The organism is Actinosynnema sp. NPDC023794 (genome assembly GCF_040639675.1).
Classification (GTDB): domain Bacteria; phylum Actinomycetota; class Actinomycetes; order Mycobacteriales; family Pseudonocardiaceae; genus Actinosynnema; species Actinosynnema luteola.
Map to the genome: position 1 here is coordinate 11367 of NZ_JBFAFR010000043.1, position 17076 is coordinate 28442.

At 71.7% G+C, this 17076-nt stretch carries 12 protein-coding genes; 1 reads left to right on the forward strand and 11 read right to left on the reverse strand.

The features are described 5' to 3' along the window. Positions 1-94: 94 nt before the first annotated feature. The 6 genes from AB0H12_RS41565 to AB0H12_RS41590 form a co-directional block, all read right to left on the reverse strand. The gene (locus tag AB0H12_RS41565) at positions 95-967 is read right to left on the reverse strand and encodes an ABC transporter permease (protein ID WP_499631107.1); all 873 of its coding nucleotides are present in this window, start codon (positions 965-967) and stop codon (positions 95-97) included. Beyond that, complete coding sequence (locus AB0H12_RS41570) at positions 964-1692, reverse strand: ATP-binding cassette domain-containing protein (protein ID WP_499631110.1); 729 nt, start codon at positions 1690-1692, stop codon at positions 964-966. Before AB0H12_RS41570 ends, AB0H12_RS41565 begins: the two co-directional genes overlap by 4 nt. After that, positions 1646-1939: a DUF1269 domain-containing protein gene (locus tag AB0H12_RS41575; protein ID WP_499631113.1), complete on the reverse strand. Its 294-nt coding sequence runs from the start codon at positions 1937-1939 to the stop codon at positions 1646-1648. Before AB0H12_RS41575 ends, AB0H12_RS41570 begins: the two co-directional genes overlap by 47 nt. Positions 1940-2309: 370 nt before the next feature. Then, entirely contained in the window at positions 2310-3932 is a 1623-nt protein-coding gene (locus tag AB0H12_RS41580) for an alpha/beta hydrolase (RefSeq protein WP_499631116.1), read from the reverse strand. Between the two features lie 165 nt (positions 3933-4097). Further along, positions 4098-4568 (reverse strand): DUF1269 domain-containing protein, encoded by a 471-nt coding sequence (locus AB0H12_RS41585; RefSeq protein ID WP_499631119.1) that lies wholly within the window; start codon positions 4566-4568, stop codon positions 4098-4100. Between the two features lie 414 nt (positions 4569-4982). Further along, positions 4983-6044, reverse strand: coding sequence for an integrase (locus AB0H12_RS41590; protein ID WP_499631122.1), 1062 nt, complete (start codon positions 6042-6044; stop codon positions 4983-4985). 346 nt (positions 6045-6390) lie between these two features. Here AB0H12_RS41590 and AB0H12_RS41595 point away from each other — a divergent pair, with 346 nt between their 5' ends. Then, positions 6391-7749: a condensation domain-containing protein gene (locus tag AB0H12_RS41595; protein ID WP_499631125.1), complete on the forward strand. Its 1359-nt coding sequence runs from the start codon at positions 6391-6393 to the stop codon at positions 7747-7749. On the opposite strand, the gene AB0H12_RS41600 is transcribed toward AB0H12_RS41595, so the two are convergent. The 5 genes from AB0H12_RS41600 to AB0H12_RS41620 are packed head-to-tail and all read right to left on the reverse strand — an operon-like array spanning position 7722 to position 17070. Further along, positions 7722-9485: an ATP-binding cassette domain-containing protein gene (locus AB0H12_RS41600; protein ID WP_499631129.1), complete on the reverse strand. Its 1764-nt coding sequence runs from the start codon at positions 9483-9485 to the stop codon at positions 7722-7724. The genes AB0H12_RS41595 and AB0H12_RS41600 overlap by 28 nt on opposite strands. Beyond that, on the reverse strand, positions 9482-11269 hold the full coding sequence (locus tag AB0H12_RS41605; protein WP_499631132.1) for an ATP-binding cassette domain-containing protein: 1788 nt from the start codon (positions 11267-11269) through the stop codon (positions 9482-9484). The genes AB0H12_RS41600 and AB0H12_RS41605 overlap by 4 nt, the downstream gene beginning before the upstream one ends. Next, positions 11262-12956, reverse strand: coding sequence for a beta-ketoacyl synthase N-terminal-like domain-containing protein (locus AB0H12_RS41610; RefSeq protein WP_499631135.1), 1695 nt, complete (start codon positions 12954-12956; stop codon positions 11262-11264). The genes AB0H12_RS41605 and AB0H12_RS41610 overlap by 8 nt, the downstream gene beginning before the upstream one ends. Next, positions 12953-15997 (reverse strand): non-ribosomal peptide synthetase, encoded by a 3045-nt coding sequence (locus tag AB0H12_RS41615; protein WP_499631137.1) that lies wholly within the window; start codon positions 15995-15997, stop codon positions 12953-12955. Before AB0H12_RS41615 ends, AB0H12_RS41610 begins: the two co-directional genes overlap by 4 nt. Continuing rightward, entirely contained in the window at positions 15994-17070 is a 1077-nt protein-coding gene (locus AB0H12_RS41620) for a phytanoyl-CoA dioxygenase family protein (protein WP_499631139.1), read from the reverse strand. The genes AB0H12_RS41615 and AB0H12_RS41620 overlap by 4 nt, the downstream gene beginning before the upstream one ends. Between the last annotated feature and the right edge of the window lie 6 nt (positions 17071-17076).

The following is a 17076-nucleotide window of genomic DNA, read 5'->3' on the forward strand; positions in this document are numbered from 1 at the left end:
CGGTGGCCCGGCCCCGCCGCGCGGGCGTGACGTCGTCGAAGGGTGCCGGGGTGGGCTGGGGATGTGGGTGTGTGCGCATCTGGGGACCGGGACCTCAGGGTGCTGTCGTGTCGGATGCCGGCCCCGGCGCCGTGGGCGCGGGGGGTCGACGTTGCGGGGTGAGGGAGGAGTCGCTTCCCGGCTCGGGGGCGAGGGCCTGCGCGGCGGCGGGCAGCGTGCTGCGGGTGCTGCGGCGGAAACCCACCAGGGCGATCAGGGCCGCCACCGCGAACCAGGTGAACTGGATGGCGAGGTGGCCCGGGACCGGGTTGGTGGAGAATCCCGCCGCGGTGCCGGCCTGCATGGCGCCGTAGGAGGGCAGGAAGCGCATGATCGGGTTGTCGGCCCCGGAGCTCAGGATCGGGTTCTGCAGCGCGAGGTCGATGATGCTGGTCATCACGATGGCGAACATCCCCTCGACCTCCCGGCGCAGCACCGAGCCGAAGCCGACCCCGAGAGCGCCGTAGGTGAGCCCGGCGCAGAACAGCGCGGCGGCGAGCAGCAGCGGTTGCCGGGGTGTCCACGCCAGGCAGGTGACCGCGGTGGCGTAGGCGGCGACCGCCGCCGAGACCAGGGCCAGCGCGGTGACCTTGGCCGCCACGAGGTGGGAGCGGGGGTAGCCGGCCATCGCCAGCCTGCGGTCGAAGCGGCTGCCGGAGAACGTGGCGGCGAACATCATGAAACCGGTGATCAGGGTGACCGCGTTGAGCGCGCCGCTGATCTCGGTCAGTTCGTTCCCGCGCGGCGCCAGCGTCTCCCCGGTGGCGCGCAGCCGCAGGGGCGCCGGGGTGTCGGGCACCGACAGATACGCCAGGGTCGTCCACAAGGGGACGAACAGGACCACGAGGAGCGTGGCGAACCGATTGCGGCCGTGCTCGATCAGCGCGAACTTGGTGGCCGTGGCGAACCAGCTTAAGTGGGCCCTCACGCGGACACCGCCTCGTCGCGGCGGAGCACCCCGTCGTCCAGGCGCCACAACTCGTCCAGGCGTTCGGTGTCGTAGGCCAGGTGGGAGACCACCAGCACCGAACGCCCCGCATCGCGCAACCGCGCGGCCAGATCCCAGAACCGCCGGTAGGTGTCCCAGTCGAACCCCTGGTACGGCTCGTCCAGCAACAACACCCGCGGATCGTGCATCAGCGCCAGCGTCACGTTCAGCTTCTGCCGCGTCCCACCACTGAGCACACCGACCCGCTCGTCGGCGTACCCGGCGAAGTCCAACACATCCATGATCTCTTCGGCATACCGCAGATCGGCCAGGCGATAGGCCTTCCGGAAGAACCCCAGGTGCTGCCGCACGGTCAGAGCGTCATTGAGGACCACGTGCTGAGGGCAGTACCCGAACGGACCAGCGTGACGGACCGTGCCGCGAGCAGGCCGCAGCTCACCGGACAGGATCTTCAACAAAGTCGATTTCCCCGCACCGTTCTCCCCGACGACCCCGCACAACGCACCCGGACGAAGCCACAGGTCCACGCCCCGCAATACGACACGCCGACGATAGGCATGACGCACACCTCTGACCTCCACGCCTACTTCTCCCACCCATCCGGGCCAACCGTGACCGAATCGCCCAACGATCATGACGCGGAGAAGAAACGGGCACTCACCCCAACGGATTAGTTCCGATGGCGCGCCGGATGAAGTCGTCATCGATGCCGGCGTCGGCCAGGGAGCCGGAGAGTGCGCCCATCGCCGCGCCGATGGCGGCACCCAGGAGCGGCAAGAGGAAGATGAGGCCGAACAGCAGGCCCCAGAAGGCGCCGCCGAGCGCGCCGGCGCCGGCGAGGTCGTTCAGCTGACGGGTCTTCGGCTTCTTGGCGCCGACCTCCCAGCGGACGGTGGCGGCATCGTGGACTGTGACCAGGCGCCGCTTCGACAGGTCCTCCAGTGTCCTCACGGCCTCGTCCGCGCCGCCGGGGGAGTCGAACCGCCACACACTCAGGGTTTGCATGCCGAGGTCTCCTCTCGTCGCGCCGCGGCGGCGCGACGGTTTCGACGGTGCCGTCGCCCGAGGCTGGGCGTCCTCGTCCGGGAGGGATGAAAAATGGTCGGGAGACCACGGGCAGCGCGCACGTCACCGGCCGGTCGCATGCGATGAGAGGCAGAGGTCGCGTGCCTGGTTGCCGCGCCCGCTCCGTTGCTCAGGCCAGCGGCGGCTCGCCGCGACAGACGCTGGTTCGAATCGTCGGAGCGGGTCGAAGCCGTCCGGATCCCTGAGGCGCGCGGGATCGGTGCGGGTACCGGTTGAAGGGCTCAGCCCGGCCACGTCACCGGATGAGTGCCCTCAGGCGTTCGGCGTCCGCGCGCGTCCAGCCGGCCGGCCGCAGCAGGAGCGCCCACGCGTCCACCGACTCCTGGCTGTAGCGGTGCCCGTGCCCGTCGGGGACGTCGGCGGCGAACGGCATGTCGAGGGTGATCTGCCAGAAGGAGACGAGCGGGATCCAGACCATCTCGTCGAGGACGTCACGGCCGGGATCCTCCTCGAGCCAGTCGGGGCGGCCCAGCAACAGGGACGGGCTCCACCAGGTGATCGGGTCCGAGGGGTGCTGCAGGATCAGCACCCTCGGACCGGTCCAGGGGACGCCGGTCGGGGGAGCGCCGCCGCCGACCTCGTTGCTGAACCGCACCGTGCGGCCGTCCCGGTACACCGGTTCCACCTCGCGGCTGCCGGGCTGGCGGTCCTCGCGGAACTCGGTGTGCAGGGCGTTGAAGTTCGGCGGACCCACGAACAGCGCCCCGGTCACGCGGTTGCGCAGGTCGTACTCGCCGCTGAACGCGGCCTCCGCGCCGAACGAGCCGAGGCTCTCGCCGAAGACGTACAGCTCCGGCCGCCCCTCGGGCGGCAACGCGCTCCACCGCTCGTGGACCGCGTCGAACAGCCCCCTCCCCGCGGCCCTGGCCCGCGTCTGGTCGACGAGGTAGGACAGTCCTGACGGGACGTAGGAGTACTGCATCGCGACGATGGCGGAGTCGCCGCCGGCGATGTACTCGAAGGCGGCCATCGTCCCGGCGTCCAGCCAGCCCCGCCCTGTCGTCGTCGCCACCAGCAGCCGGGCGCGGGAGAAGCCGCCGGCCCGCTCCAGGTCGTCGACGGCGAGGCGGGCCCGGGCCTCGGCGTCGTCGGCCGCCGCCATCCCGGCGTAGGCCCGGATGGGCTCCTCGGCCGCCGTGCCGCTGAACTCCCGGATCTCCCTGGCCGTCGGGCCCTCGGCCACGAAGGTACGTCCCTCGCGGCCCAGGTCGTCCCACGCGACGAGCGAGCCGGGCCCGCCGGAGCGCAGGGCGCTGCCCGGGCGCTCGACGCCTTCGGCTGTCGTGTCGTCCTCCAGGGCGAAGGCACGGTCGGCGGCGGCGAGCAGTCCGTCGACCGCCGTCCCGGTGACCAGGAGCAGCGTCACAGCCGCGACGCCCAGCGCGCCGAGCGCGCGGGCCGCCGAGGACCCCATCCACCGGGACATCAGCCGCGACAGGGCTCGTGCGGCGGCGCGGATGGCGCGGGCGACGGCGAGGAGCACCGCGAACACCACTACGGCGACCAGCGGCGCGAGCAGCGCGCGCCACAGCGGTTCCGCCGGCACGCCCATCAGCTCGCGGAGCAGCCCCTGCCACCGCCGGCCGAGGACGAAGAAGACCGTGCCGAGGGCGGCGGCGGAGATGAGGAGCGCGCACCAGGCCCAGGGCCGGGGCGGGCGGGGCCCGCGGTCGGCGAACGCCCGCCACACCGCCGCGAGCAGGACGCCGACGCCGTAGCCGGTCGCGGCGCTGATCCCGCTCACCACCCCCTGGACGACCCCGCTGCGCGGGAGCAGGGACGGGGTGAGCGACGCGCAGACGAGCAGCAGCGCGCCCCAGCAGCCCGGCAGCGAGAGGGGTGCCGGGCGACGCCACAATCCTCCCGATCGCCCGCCGGTCTCCGGGAGGACGCGAGGTGCAGCCCGATCCGCGGTGGCTGGTACAGCCCCGATCGTGGGTGCGGCGGGCGCGGGCACGGCCCGTGTCGCCTGGCCCGCGCTCTCTCCACCGGTGTCCACTCGCGCCACCTCCGCCCGGCTGCCCTACTCGGCGAACGCCTCGCGGAGGGTGTGCTCCTGCTCCTGCGACAGGTTGGTGAACAGCAGTTCGGCCCTCGACCCGGCGAACTCCTGCTGCACCCGGTCGACGACCGCGTCCGAGGAGAGGACGAACAACGCCGACGTCCCGGGCGTGATCTCGTCGCGGACGCGCTTGACGAAGGTGTCGTCGATGCCCACGTCGGTGAGCCGGCCGGTGAGCGCACCGGCGGCCGCACCGATGGCCGCGCCGAGCAGCGGCACGAGGAACAACAGGCCGAACAGCATTCCCCAGAAGGCGCCGCCCAGCGCTCCCGCGCCGGTCAGGTCCTGGAGCTGACGGGTCTTCGGCTTCTTCCGGTCGGGCTGCCAGGACACCGTCGCGGCATCGTGCACGGTGATCAGCTTGCGCTGCGCCAGTCCGCCCAGGGTGCTGACGGCGTCGTCGGCGCCCTCTGGGGTGTCGAAGCGCCACACTGAGAGTGGACATGGGGTCTCCCTTCCACGGGTGCCGAGTGCGCCCCGACCGAGCTTCCGCCCCCACTCCGCGCACCGGCCTCCTCCGCCGGGGGTGAGAGGTCGGCGCTCCGGCGGGACGTCCCGGTCGCACGAGCGTCCCGAAGAGGATGCTGACGGCGACCTGCACACCGAGGAGAATGAGGACTGATCCGGGGCCGGTGCTGCTTCGACGCCGGTCGCTCTGGCCCACTGTCGTCGCGGGGTCGGCTCAGGCTGATGGCGCTGTTGGCTGACCTGTGGGGTTCCAGAAGTTGGCCACACTGTCTGAACTGGGCGTTAGGCTGCTGCGGGTTCGTACTCGTTGATCAGACCGCCAAGGACGGATTGACGGCGTACCGACGTTGTGCCTGCCGACAATGTCGTCCGTGCAGGTCAGGCGGCGTGGTGGTCCTCGTTGAGGATGCCGCCCAGCCGTGGCCGTCGGCGGATGTCGAGGTGGGTGACGGCTGCTTTGTCGGTGGCTGGTGGCAGTGGGTGTAGTGGCCGCGCGTTGGCGATGCCTTGATGGGGTCGGTGGGTGTTGTGGACTGCTCGTGCTCGCGCAGGGCGTGGAGCAGGTGCCGTTGGTTTCAGACCGGTGTGCGGTCGAGCAGTTCGCGTCGGCAGCTCCGGATCCAGCGCTCCATGATCGCGTTCATTCGCGGTATCCGGACACTGGCGAGGCCGACCCCGGATGCCGGCGTCGGCGTGGACGGCGTCGAGCAGGGCTGGGTACTTGCCGTCGCGGTCGCGGTCGCGGATCAGGAACCGTGCGGGGCTGCCCGCGTCTTCGAGTCCATGACGAGGTTCCTGGCGGCTTGGGTGACTCAGGAGGCGGTCGGGTGTGCGGTGGCGCCGAGCACGCGGATCCGGCGGTTGGCGGGTACCGCTCAGGGTGGAGGTCTTGAAGAAGTCGCAGGCCAGGAGCGCGTCGGCCTGGGAGCGGAGGAAGGCGGACCAGGTGGTCGAGGCGCGTTCGGGAGCTGGGTCGATCCCGGCGTCTTTGAGGATCTGCCAGACGGTGGAGGCGGCGACTGTGATGCCGAGCACGAGGAGTTCTCCGTGGATGCGGCGGTAGCCCCGGGTGGGGTTGTCCTGTGCCAGGCGCAGCACGAGGAGTCGGACGGTTCGTGGTCGGCCGGGCCGCTTGGGGCGGGACCTGGCGGTCTGGCGGCGGGCGAGGAGGTCCCGGTGCCACCGCAGCACCGTCTCCGGGCGTACCAGCAGGCGGAGCCGATGGAGCGTGGCGCCCGGGAATCGGTGCAGCAGCGCCGCGGGGAACATCCGATCGGCGGGGGAGAACCGAGGGCGGGCACTGCCCAGTTGGCGTTCCAGAATGGTGATCTGGTGTCGTAGCGCGAGGATCTCCACGTCCCTGTCCGGGGCGCTCAGGGGCAGCAGGCGCAGCAGCACGAACGCGTTGGTCACGCTCAGGTAGGCCAGTCGGAGCAGCACAACCGGTCATCATGCCGTGCTGGTCGATGCCGCGGCGGATGACAACCGTGCCCGCGAGCACTTCGAGGTATCGGGCTTCGTGCGTCTTCTAGCTGCATGGATGAGACTTTCGGCAGGCACAGGGTTGTCGTGGCGGCCTTGGTTGGAGCTGGAGGCAGCCCGAGCCGGGGCCGGTCCCGTTGATCGACGCGACCCCGCCGATCCACGGCGTGGTCGGCAAACCGCACCGTCGACCCGGCGGTTCTACGCCGATGTTGGTCTTGGCGTGCTGGACGGCGTGGTGGAAGCTCCTACAGGGCAAGAGGCACGCGATCGGGTTCGGTGGGTGGGATGAGGGGTGGGTTACGTGGATGATGGGCTCGAGCGTCGTGTGCCGTCACGGGCGCAGGTGTACAAGGCGTCGTCGGTCCAGAGTCGGTTGATGATGATGCGCTATGCGCCGGGTGGTGTGGCCGCTCAGGTCGTCGGGGTGCACTTGTTGCTGCGCGGGCCGGTGGACGTCGAGCGGCTTCGACGCGGGCTCATCGAACTCACCCGCAGGCACGACATCCTGCGCACGAACTACGCCCTCTCCGAGTCCGGGGAGGTGCTCGCGGTCGTCCACGAGAACGAAGGGCCGGATGTCCTCGATGTGGCGCGGACGACCGGGCTGGTCGACGAGCGCGGGATCCGCGATCACGGCAACACGCTGATGCGGACCATGGTCGGCAAGTTCACGTCCCCGGACCGGCATTCGATTCTCCAGGCGGTGCTGGCACGGCACGCGGCGGACGTGCACAGCTTGGTCCTGGCGATTGACCATGTTGCCGTCGATGAGCGTTCGAAGGCCCTGTTGCAGCGTGAACTCGCCGCGCTGTACGCCGGTCGTGTCGACGACCTCGGAGAGCCGCACCCCTACGACCCTGCCTCCGTCCGCAACGTGTTCCCGGCCATCGACGAGACACCGGGGCTCCGGGAGCTGCTCACACCGCTGCCGCCGCGGGTTCTCGCAAGTCCGGACCCGCAGCGGGATCCGGATGCGTTCCGGCCGGTGGTGGCCTCGCGCACGCTCGGCACGGCGGTCTGGGACCGTGTGGGGGAGGCGGCGCGGAGGTTGCGCTGCACGCGTTTCGTGGTGCACGTAGCGGCCGTGATGTGGGCGCTGAAGCGGTTCTCCGATTCTGACGACATCAGTGTCGTCACCGCGATGGACACCAGGCTGCGACCGCAGGACTTCGACACCGTCGGCTTCTTCCAGAACCTCGTTCTCCTGCGCTCCCGCTCACCGCGGTCCGCGGGCGTTGCCGCTACCCTCGAGGAGTGCAGGACGATCGTCCGTGACGCCTTCCGACGCCGCGATTACCCCATCGCGTCCCTCGTGGCCGCAGCCAGGGCCGAGCGCGGTGAAGCGGGATGCCGGAACCCGCTCTACCAGATCGCGCTGGCCTACGCGGTGGAGGACGTCGACCTCGGCTGGAGGCTCGACGGTGTCGACGTCGAGCCGGTGGAACTCGACTTCCCCGAAGCGGCCATCGAGCTGTTCGTCTACCTCACCGAGTCTCCGTCGGACACGAAGGCGCTGCTGCTCGGCGCGGCAGGCGCACTCGGCTCGCCTGAACTCGACAGGTTGCTCACCCTGTGGCGCGAAGCCGTGGGCGTGCTCACCGGCGATGACCCGGCGACTCGTGACAACGATGGTCAGCGGCTCGGTTCGTCGGTCAGGTAGCCGGTGCGCTGCGCGTCGTACAGGTCGGCGTACAGCGGCACGTCCAGCAGGTCCTCGTGCGGGCCCACCGCGACGACGCGCCCCTCGTGAAGGAGGATCACCGCATCGGCCTCGGGCGCCAGCGACATCCGGTGGGTGACGATGACCGCGATACCGCCTCGGTCACGGGCGACGGTGCGGGCTCGATCGATCAGCCGGTCGAGCAGCAACTCCTCGGCTATCGGGTCGATGGCCGAGGTCGGCTCGTCGACGAGCAGCAGCGCCGCGTCCGACCGCAGGAACCCGCGTGCCAGCGCCACGCGCTGCCACTGCCCACCGGACAGCCGCCGCCCGTTCGGCAGCGAGGCGCCCAGCGGGAGGGCGAGGCCGGCGTGGCTCTCCTCGACCAGGTGTCCGAGTCCGGCGCTGTCGACCGCGTGCTCGATGTCGGCCTCGGTGAACCGGCTGTCACCGAGACGCACCGCGTCGCCGAGCTCGAACTCCAGTTCGGCGTAGTCCTGGGTGATGTACGCCGGGCCGGGAGCACGGTCCGCGCCGTCCGGCGCACCCGACACGACTTCACCGGACGATGGGCGGATCAGCCCGCTGAGCAGGGTGACGAGGGTCGTCTTCCCGCTTCCGTTCGCGCCGACGAGTGCGTAGACGCGGCCCCCTTCGAGACGGAGGGAGACACCGTCGACCGCGGCTGCCTCCGCGCCGGGGTAGCGGTAGGACACGTCGCGGAGTTCGATCGCAACGGTGTCGCCCGTCGGACGAGGCGTGGTCGACGCCGTGCGCAGCCGGTCGTGCACGCGGACGAGCGACCGGACCACACGGATCGAGTCCGCGCACGACGACAGGTAGCGCGCCAGAGCGCCGACCAGCGCGGTCGTCGAGGACAGCAGCATCAGCGACGCCAACGTCGTCGCGAGGCCGGTGGCGCCCTCCCCGAGGGCGCGGACGAGGCCCGCGATCCCGACGGCGAGCGCCGCGCTCGTCAGCACAGCGCCGAGCACCGTCCACAGTGCACCCCGCCACAGGCCCGCGCTCCTCGTCGCCTCAGCCGCCGCGGCTGAACGGCGGTGCGCGTCCAGGACGAACGCGCCCCCGCGGGAGAGGAGCAGCTCGTCGGTGTGCTTCTCCTCGGTCCCGATCTCCGCGAGCTCGTCGCTCACCCGCGCGTCCGCCGACGCGGCGCGCTGGGCCGTCCCGACGGACGCGTCGCGTCGCCGCACGCACAGGTAGGCGCCGACCGCGGCGACCGGGAGCAGGAGGAGCCACGGGGTCGCCAGCATCGTGATGACCACCGTGATGCCCAATCGGACGCTGGTGCCGAGGATGAGCCCGACGACGTCGGCGCCCTCGGTGAGCCGCGGCTGCTCCGAGCGCACGATCTGAAGGTCGTCGAGGAACGACCGCTCGCTGAAGTGCTCGACGGACCGCGATCCGTAGACGGCCCGCTGGAGGTCCTCGTCGACCAGCTGGTTCGTCGCGTCGACCAGCACCGCCGACACGGCCAGCGAGTACCGCCCGAGCAGCACCTGCACCACCAGAGCCGCGCAGGCGATGCCGAGGAACAACGCGCCTGCCGAGAAGTCGCCGGTGGTCCACAGCGCCACCATGGCCGCGATCGCGACCGTCGCGGCGACGGTGGCGATCGGGCGCACCGTGAACGCCACGACCGTCACCCACGCGGCGCGGCGGTCGGCGCGCAACGACAAGCGCAGGAGTTCGCCGAGCGCACCCCGGAACGTCACCTGGTCACGATCCCCTCGTCCGGTGTCCGGTAGCGGTCGGCCTGCGACCGGAACATCCGCGCATAGGTGCCGTCCGCGTCCACGAGGTCCGCGTGCGTGCCGCGCTCGCGGACCTCGCCGTCGTGGAGCACGAGGATCTCGTCGGCGCGCCGGACACCCGCGAATCGGTGGGACACCATCACGGTCGTGCGGCCCGGTCCGGCCAGTTCGCCGAGTTCTGCGAAGAAACGTGCCTCCGCCTGCGCGTCGAGCGCGGCCGTCGGTTCGTCGAGCACGAGAACCCGCCGGTCGTCGTCCACCATGCCCGCGAGCGCCCGCGCGGTCGCGACGCGCTGCCACTGCCCGCCGGAAAGGCCGCTCCCATCGCCGAGCCGCGGTGCGCCCTCGGCGAGCAGTTCCGGGCCGAGCCCGTCGAGCAGGGCACGCACCCGGCGGTCGAGGACGCCGACGCCACGGGCCCGCCCCAGGACGACGTTGTCGTGCAGGGAAACCGGGTAGCGGACGTACTGCTGGCCGAGGAACGCGAACGAGTCGCGCCAGGCGGCCCGCAGCGCCGCGGCCGACACCTCGACGCCGTCGCAGGTGATCCGTCCGGAACTGGGGGCGAGCAGCCCGACGAGCAGCCTCAGCAGGGTCGACTTCCCCGCTCCGTTGACCCCGACGATGGCCAGGCTCCGCCCCAGCCGCACCTCGAAGGTCAGGTCGGAGAACACCGGTGCGGGCGCGCCAGGGTAGGAGAACCCGACCCGCTCGAACCGGATCAGGCTGTCCGGCCCCGCGCGCGGGGCCGCGGCAGGTGCCTCGGCCGGGCCGGGCCGCGTCGCCGCGACGAGCCGGACGCGGTCGAAGACCGTCACGCCCATCGCGGAGTAGACCACGTCCATGGTGACGCCGAAGAGCAGCATCAATGCCACCATCGAGGCCACGCCCATCACCAGCTGCGCGGGCGCGAGCCCGGCGTGGAACAGGACGACCAGGCCGAAAGCCATCGCGGCCACCGCGAGGGCCAGCGCCGCCAGCATCGGCGGGCTGATCCGCGTCGCCGGGCGGGCACCGTGTGCGGCCTCGCGGAACTTGTCGATGACCCAGTCGGCCGCACCGAAGATGATCACCTCGCGGGCGGTGCGGCGGGCGAACGCGAGCCTGCCCAGGTACACCGCGCGCGCACTTTCCCCATCCGCCGAGTACGCCGCCGACTGCTCGGCCGCGTAGTCCTCCTCCATCATCGCCGAGAGCGCCGCGAACGCGATCAGGACGGGAATCCCGGCAAGCGGCTCGACGTACACGAGCACGAGTCCGGGCACCAGCGCCTGCGCACGCAGCAGGACGTACCGCAGCGTCGACACCGCGAGCCGCCGGATCGGCGGCGCGGACCCGATCGCGTCGAGCGCGTGGCGGAGGGCTTCCGGCGTCGCTCCTGGTGCGGAAAGCCTGGCCCTGATCAGGACCTGGTCCGCTTCCGCCTGCAAACGTCCGCCGTACCGGTCGGCCAGGACGTCGATCACCACGTTGAGCAGTTGGTCGAGCAGGAAGAGCACCACGAACACCGCGCCCGCCAGGACGACACCCGACGAACCGCCTACCGCACTCCCCAGCACGTTTCCGACCGCGACGATCGACGCGGCCGGGACCGCCGCCGACAGCAGGATGAGCATGCTGATGCCGACGGTGAACCCCGGGAGCAGACGCAGCCCCACGGCGAACATGCCCAGCCGGAGCCGCCTGCCGACCGCAGCGCGTGCTCCCGGGCGGGGTGGTGTCGCTTTCCGCGCCCGCTCAGCCATGCCCGGCCGTCCCCGCTCCACTCGCGTCGTCCGGCAGTCCCTGTTCGACGAGGTCGACGATCGCCCGCACCGAGTCCGCCGCGAGCAGGTCAAGGACCTCCAGGCTCACGCCCCACCGGATGTCGATGACCTTGGTGACGGCGATCAGGTCGACCGAGTCGACGCCGAAGTCGAGCAGCCCGACCTCCATCAGCTGCTCCTGGTCGAGATGGGCGAAGTCCCCGCGGTCCCGCAGCAGAGCGGTGAGGACCTCGACGATCTCCTGACGCGTGGGCCGGTCCCCGCTCGGCTCGACCTGACCGGGGTCGTGTGCGCGGGAGGCCGCGGTGACGGCGACCGAGTCGATCGCGGCGCCTTCCTCGGCACGCCACGCGCTGTGCTCCGGATCGCGTTCACCGGAGACCACCAGGTGCACGCTCGTGCCGCTCGCGCCGAAACCGCTGATGCCGACCATCGAGGTACCCGGGCCGAATGGGACGGGACCGCTCGACGGCTGGGCGATCCAGTCGTGCGCGTCGGCACCCGGTTCGGTGAAGTTCACCGTGGGCGGCATCCAGCCGCGCTTCAGCCCGAGGATCACGTTGACGAGGGACGCGACCCCGGCAGCCGTGTCGAGGTGGCCCAGCGCGGGTTTCACGGAGCCGACGGGGAGGGGAGCACCGCGTGCGCCGAACACTTCGTGGAGCGCGCCCAGCTCCACCAGGTCCCCTACTGTGGTGCCAGTGCCGTGGCCTTCGACGTAGGCGATGTCGTCAGGTCCGATGCCCGCGTCGGCCATCGCGCCGCGGATGACCCGCACCTGCCCGTCGAACGCGGGCGCGGCGTAGCTCGCCCGCCGCCCGCCGTCGCTGCCGGAGTGGATGCCCTCGATCACCCCGTGGATCGCGTTGCCGTCGGCGACGGCGTCGTCGTAGCGGCGGAGCACGAAGACCCCGCCGCCGCTGCCGCCCACGGTGCCGTCGGCGTGCGCGTCGAACGCGCGGCACACCCCGGTGGGGGAGAGGATTCCGCCGCGTTCCCACTCGTACCCCCTGCGGTCGGGGAAGTACAGGGCGGCGGCGCCTGCCAGGACCGTGTCGGTCCGCCCGCTGCGGAGCAGCAGCACCGCGTGGTCCAGCGCGGCGAGCGCCGTGGAGCAGGCCGTCTGCACGTTCACGCTCGGGCCCGTCAGCCCCAGGCGGAACGACACCCGCCCCACGCTGTGGTCGCTGCTGTTGCCGATGAGCACCTCGGGGAAGGCCGACTGCTCCCGCAGCGCGTCGTCCCGCTGGAGCCGGGTCGTGAAGTGCGAGTCGAGCGAATTGCCCGCGTAGAGCCCCATGCCGACGCCGCCGACCACGCCGATGTCGCGTCCGCGCACGCTCTCCGGGCTCATCCCCGCGTCCAGGAGTGCCCCGACGCAGCAGTCGAGGAACAGCAGGTGCTGCGGGTCCGTGACCGCCATCTCGTGCGCGGTCACGCCGGCCAGGTGGCGTGCGGTCGCCGGAGTCCACTCGGTCCTGGCCGTTCGGGCGACGTAGCCCTCGCGGGTGAAGGTCGATTCCGGGACACCGGCGGCCAGCATCTCGCTGCGGGAGACATCCGCGACGGCGCTCTTCCCGGCAGCCAGGAACGAGTCGATCTCCGCGCGGTCGCGGCCGGCCGGCAGGCAGGCGTCGTACCCGATGATCGCGATCCGGTCGCTCACTCGCCACTCCTCTTCCGGCTGCCTTCCACGTAGTCCGCCAGCTCGGCGAGGGTCGGGTACCGCATCAGCTCCAGCACGCCGACCTTCTGGCCGGTGTGCTGGGTGACGGTGCGCGCGAAGTTCGGCAGGTCGGCCGAGGTCAATCCCATGTGGAACCAGCTCGTGTCGAGACGAACGGAGTCGGCGCCCAGCAGCGGGCGCAGCGCCTTCGCCAGGTGGGCGGCGGTGGGTGACAACTCCGGCTCAGCGGGCCCGGTCGCGCTGGTCGGTCCCGTGTCCGGTGGTGGTGTTGGTCCGCTGTCGCGCGGGGGGATGAGCGGCGTGTGTTCGCCCACCCCGAGGAGCACGGAACGGGCGGGCTCGGCCAGCAGGCAGGTCGCGATGTCCATGACGCTGACCTCGTCGAGGCCCAACGCCTCGCCGAGGGCGACGGTGGTCCGGTCCGTCTGCGGCGCCTCGCTGACGGAGGCCACGGACACGACGGTCGTCGGGACCAGCGCTACCCGTTCGGCGATCGCCTCGGCGGCTGCGCAGGCCGCCGCGTAGGTCTCGACTCCGGTGCCCGCGACGTGCGCGTTGACCGAGGATACGACCGCGAGGTGGGCATCCAGGGCGTGTGCCAGCCCGGCGGCTTCGCGAACCCCGTCGGTCTTCGGGCCGATGAGCCGCTCGACCACGTCCTGCGGCGCGGGCATCGGCGCGCCCGCCAGGTGGACGACCTGGGTCCGCTCGCCCGGATCCCATCCGGCGGTCCGGACCAGGCCCCGCACCGCGGCCGAGGAGGTGATGTCGGCGGTGACCCGGCTGATCCCGTCTCCCCGGTCTTCTCCCGGCTGGGCACGGCTTCCGACGAGCGTGACGCGAGCTCCGCGCAGCGAGAGCTCGGCACCCAGCGCTTCGCCCAGCCTGCCGGTGCCGCCGAGGAGCACGAAGTGGTCCGCGCGTGGGCCGGAGCGGTCGATGGCGACGGGCGTGCGGACGCGGCGCCAGAGGTCCCCGCGCGGGCCGAGGAAGAGGTCCGCGTCCGGGGTGTGCTCCCCGCCCAGGACGCCGTCGAGCGCCTGCTCGTCCACCGCCGGGTGCGCCCAGACCGTGCGCACGGAGCGGGCGCCCGCTCCGTGCGCGGTGGCGCGGAGGAACGCCGCGACGGGGTGCGACCGGGGTAGCCGGTCCGCGTTCGCCTCGTATGCCTCGATGACGACACAGACGTCCCGACCGCGCAACCGGGCAGGCTCGACCTCCTGGCGCCACCGTTGGAGCACGTCGTGGAGTTCACGCGGGGTGTGCTCGGCGACGGCGGAGTGGGCCAGCCCCGGCCCGCGCAGGACGACCGGCGGCTGCCCGGCTCCGCGCGACCGCGGTGCCCCTGGCGACGCGGTGGGCACCCAGTCCAGCGTCCACAGCTGCTGCGGGGCGGGGTCGATGAACCTGCGCACCAGCCTTCCCTTGCGGACCTTGCCGATGCCGGTCCGCTCGATCGCGGACGACGGGACGTCCACCACCTGCGCGACGGGCACGCCGATGATCTTCTCCAGCCTGCGTCCGACCTCGGCGCACACCTCGGAGGCGTTCCCGTCGACGGCGCAGAACACCACGACCGAATCGCGCTCGGCCCCGCGCTCGCGGAAGGACGTGACCGCGCAGGTGCCCGGCACGACACCGTCGACCTGCTCGGCTTCGCTTTCGAGGTCGGCGGAGTTCCACGTCACGCCGTTCGCGACGATCCTGGTGCCATCCCGGCCCGCGAAATGCACGCCGTCGTCGTCGATCCGCGCGAGGTCGCCGGTCCGGAACCAGCCGTCGGTGCTCTTGGCGAGGTCGCCGCCCACCAGGTATCGCTCCAGGACCATCGATCCCCGGACTTCGAGGTGTCCCACACCGTCCTCTTCGACATCCGCCGCCGCCACGATCCTGACCTCCACGCCGGGAAGCGGGAAGCCGACCGACACCGTCGGGGACGTGTCGGACGCCGGGTCGTAGTGCGGGGAGTACAGGACTCCGGAGCAGGTCTCGGCCATTCCCCAGGCGGGGGCGAAGGTGCCCCGGGGCATGCCCAGCCTGCCAAGGGACCGCTCGAAGCGCGCGCAGTCCTTGGCCGACACCGCCTCGCCCCCGTTGAGGCAGAACCGGATGCTCGAGAGGTCGACCCGCCCGTCCGCCGGGATCTGCTCCGCCGCGCTCGCCAGCATCCGGTAGGCGAAGTTGGGCGACCACACCGCGCTGACGCGGTGCTCGCTCACGAGCCGGAACCACTCGCGGGGGTCGGCGAGGACACGTGCCGGTGCGGCCGAGATGTGCTCGGCGGCGATGACGGCATCGCGGACGTGGGCCATCAGCATGCCGCCGACGTGGGACAGCGGCATCCAGTTGAAGCCGACGGTCGCGGAGTCGAGGTCGTTCACCGCTACGGCGCCCAAGGCCATGTCGATGATTCCCCGGTGGCGCTGCGGCACCACCTTCGGCGCGCCCGTGCTGCCCGAGGTCATGAAGTGGATCCGGGAGTCCGGGCCGTCGTCGGCGTGATCGGGCCCGTCCCGCCCGTCGCCGGGTCCCAGGTCGAGCGCGACCGAGGTGAGCCCCCACCGCGACGCCGCGGCTACGACCGGGAACCGCGCGTCCCCGGCGTGGAGCAGCGCGTGGACCGGGGCCTGGTGGGACAGCGCTGCCAGCCACTCGCCACCGCCACCACGCTCGTCGAGCAGTTCCTCGGCGACCAGCAGCGGCTCGACGCCTGCCACGACTGCGGCCCAGAAGAGAGCGAGGATCTCCGACGGCTCGGTCGCGGCCACGACGGCGATTCTGCCGCGGTCGATGCCACTGGCCCGGATGTCTTCGGCGATCCGCCGCACCCGGCCGCGGAAGGACAGCCACGTCTCCCGCCGCCGCGACCCGTCCGAGTCGATGGTGGTGACGCCCGCCGTGCCTCCCGCGGCCAGGTCGAGCACGTCGGACAGGCGCGTGGGCGACGTCGTTGTGCGCACCGTGCTGATCGGCTCGCCCGACAGGGCGGACAGCACGCGGTGCTCTGCAGCAGTCCTCACCGGCCAACCGTCGGGCGGCCGTCGCGCAGGATCTCGAACTGCGTGTGCGGGTTGTTCGCCGGGCTGACGACGTGCTCACCCCACGGGTCGATCGCGATCCGGTTCATCCCGTCCGGCGCGTACTCGACCACCAGCGCCTTGCGCGTCCAGTTCTGGCTGTTGCCGCCGGTCATGTGCGGGAGCAGACCGGCGAACACCACGATCGATCCGGCGCGCACGGGCAGCGGGACCATCCCGGACGGGTCGGCGTCGAAGACCAGGTTCCCCAGTTCGCTCTTCTCGTGCACCAGCGGGCCCACCCGGTGCGCGCCGGGCAGCACCCACATGCAGCCGGAGTCCTCGTTCGCGTCGGTGAGCGCGATCCAGGCGGTCACGATCTGCCCGGGCCGGTCGACGAAGGTGTAACCGGTGTCCTGGTGCCAGGGGAAGATCAGGCTGGAATGCGGGCTCTTGTAGACGGACTGGTCCCAGTAGAGGCGGACGTTGGGTCCGATCAAGTCGTACATCATGTGCTGGAGCAGCGGCAGCGCGACGAGTTCGCGCAGCGGAGCCGAGTGGCGGGCGAGCTGGACGTTGAACGTGACCTTGCCCGCCTGGGTGATGGTGTTCTTGCCGCCCGCCAGCTTCGCGGCCTCCGCCCGCGCCTCCTCGAAGCGGTCGAGGTCCGCGACGACCTCGTTGAGGAACGCCTGGCTGAGCACGTCCTCGACGACGACGTAGCCGTCCCGGTCGTACGCCTCGGCCTCGGCGTCGCTGAGCACCCGCTTGCCGCTGCCGATCGACCGCCACACGAAGCCGTCGTTGAGCGGGTGGCGGCGGAACGACGGCCAGCGCGCGGAATCGAGTCCGAACCGCTCCTGGCAGAACATGGCCCAGTCGGCGCGGGAATCGGCCACGATCGCACCCCGGCCGGTCGAGCCGAACACCGCGAGGCTGGAGTCCACCGTCGCCTGCGCCTGGTCGGGGATGACTCCGTTCTCGAAGCCGTAGCCCGCGGCGACCCGTGCGTCCGGTTCCACCCACGACGCGAATTCGCGAAGCTCGCCGAACGTCGTCCTGACTTCCCGAGTCATCTCGTC

What these genes read in the sequence shown, in the direction of transcription:
- AB0H12_RS41570 (WP_499631110.1), bottom strand. Translation starts at nt 1,692, where the DNA reads ATGACGACTTCATCCGGCGCGCCATCGGAACTAATCCGTTGGGGTGAG.
- AB0H12_RS41605 (WP_499631132.1), bottom strand. Translation starts at nt 11,269, where the DNA reads ATGGCTGAGCGGGCGCGGAAAGCGACACCACCCCGCCCGGGAGCACGC.
- AB0H12_RS41620 (WP_499631139.1), bottom strand. Translation starts at nt 17,070, where the DNA reads ATGACTCGGGAAGTCAGGACGACGTTCGGCGAGCTTCGCGAATTCGCG.